The 1450-nt window shown below is 72.5% G+C and carries 1 protein-coding gene; it reads left to right on the plus strand.

Annotated features, from left to right (window positions below; genetic code table 11):
* Positions 1–127: 127 nt before the first annotated feature.
* Complete coding sequence (locus FV223_RS27495; protein WP_147729858.1) at positions 128–1411, plus strand: phage major capsid protein; 1284 nt, start codon at positions 128–130, stop codon at positions 1409–1411.
* Positions 1412–1450 lie beyond the last annotated feature (39 nt).

Here is a 1450-nt window from a genome sequence, read left to right on the forward strand (position 1 = left end):
GTGCGTGCCGCCGGGCGCTCCGCCACCCCCGCCGGGTGGTGAGAGGCGGCGGGCGCCCACGTTCTTCCCTCCCCCGCAGAGGGGGAGGGATCCGCGCGTAACTTTTCATTCCAACGGTGAGGCTCACATGACCCGTCACGAGACCTTCGAGACCAAGTCCGATCGCGTGCTGCTGGAGAACAAGGCCGGGCGGCCCGGCGCCGAGCCGGGCACCGCGCGGGACGCCTTCGACGGGCTGACCCAGGCCTTCGAGGCCTTCAAGGAGACCAACGACACCCGGCTCGCCCAGATCGAGGGCCGGCTCGGGCCCGACGTGCTCACCGAGGAGAAGCTCGCGCGGATCGATGCGGCGCTGGACAGTGCTCGGACGCGCCTCGACCGGATCACCCTGGACCGCGCCCGCCCGCCGCTCGGCCGGCCCGAGCAGCCGCGCGATGCGGCCGCCGACGAGCACAAGACGGCGTTCGACCTCTACGTCCGCGCCGGCGAGAGCGGCGGCCTGAAGAGCCTGGAGGCCAAGGCGCTCTTGGCCGGATCCGGCCCGGACGGCGGCTACCTCGTGCCGCAGACCATCGAGCGCGAGGTGCTCAAGCGCCTAGCCGACCTGTCGCCGATCCGTGCCATCGCCAGCGTCCGCACCATCTCGGGCGGCCAGTACAAGCGCGCGGTGGCGACCGGCGCCCCAATCGCCGGCTGGATCGCCGAGACCGCGCCGCGCCCGGCCACCGACGGGCCGGTGCTGTCGGAGCTGAACTTCCCGGCGATGGAGCTCTACGCCATGCCGGCCGCGACCCAGACCCTGCTCGACGACGCCGTGGTCGACATCGACGCCTGGCTCGCCGACGAGGTCGAGACCGCGTTCTCCGAGCAGGAGAGCGTCGCCTTCGTCACCGGCAACGGCGTCAGCCGCCCGCGCGGCTTCCTCAGCTACGACACCGTGGGCAACGACGCCTGGGTGCCGGGCAAGATCGGGATCGTCGGCACCGGCACGGCCGGCGCCTTCCCGGCGGCGAACCCGGCCGACGTGCTGTTCGACCTCGTCTACGGCCTCAAGGCCGGCTACCGCCAGAACGCCGGCTTCGTGATGAGCCGGCGCACGCAGAGCGCGATCCGCAAGTTCAAGGACAACGAGGGCAACTATCTCTGGCTGCCGCCGACCGCCTCGGACCGGGCCGCGACCCTGCTCGGCTTCCTGGTGACGGAGGCCGAGGCGATGCCCGACATCGCCGCCGGCAGCCTCGCGCTCGCCTTCGGCGATTTCCGCCGCGGCTACCTCGTGGTCGACCGCACCGGCCTGCGGGTGCTGCGCGACCCGTATTCCGCCAAGCCCTACGTGCTGTTCTACACCACCAAGCGCGTCGGCGGCGGCGTGCAGGACTTCGCCGCGATCAAGCTGCTGAAGTTCGCCTGATCCGGGCCGCGGGCGGCGTCCCCGCCCGCGTCGACGGCC

The sequence above is a fragment of the Methylobacterium sp. WL116 genome (assembly GCF_008039455.1).
Taxonomy (GTDB): Bacteria; Pseudomonadota; Alphaproteobacteria; order Rhizobiales; family Beijerinckiaceae; genus Methylobacterium.

Bases quoted from the DNA above. Each gene is read 5' to 3' on its own strand.
- FV223_RS27495 (WP_147729858.1), top strand. From the start codon at position 128: ATGACCCGTCACGAGACCTTCGAGACCAAGTCCGATCGCGTGCTGCTG.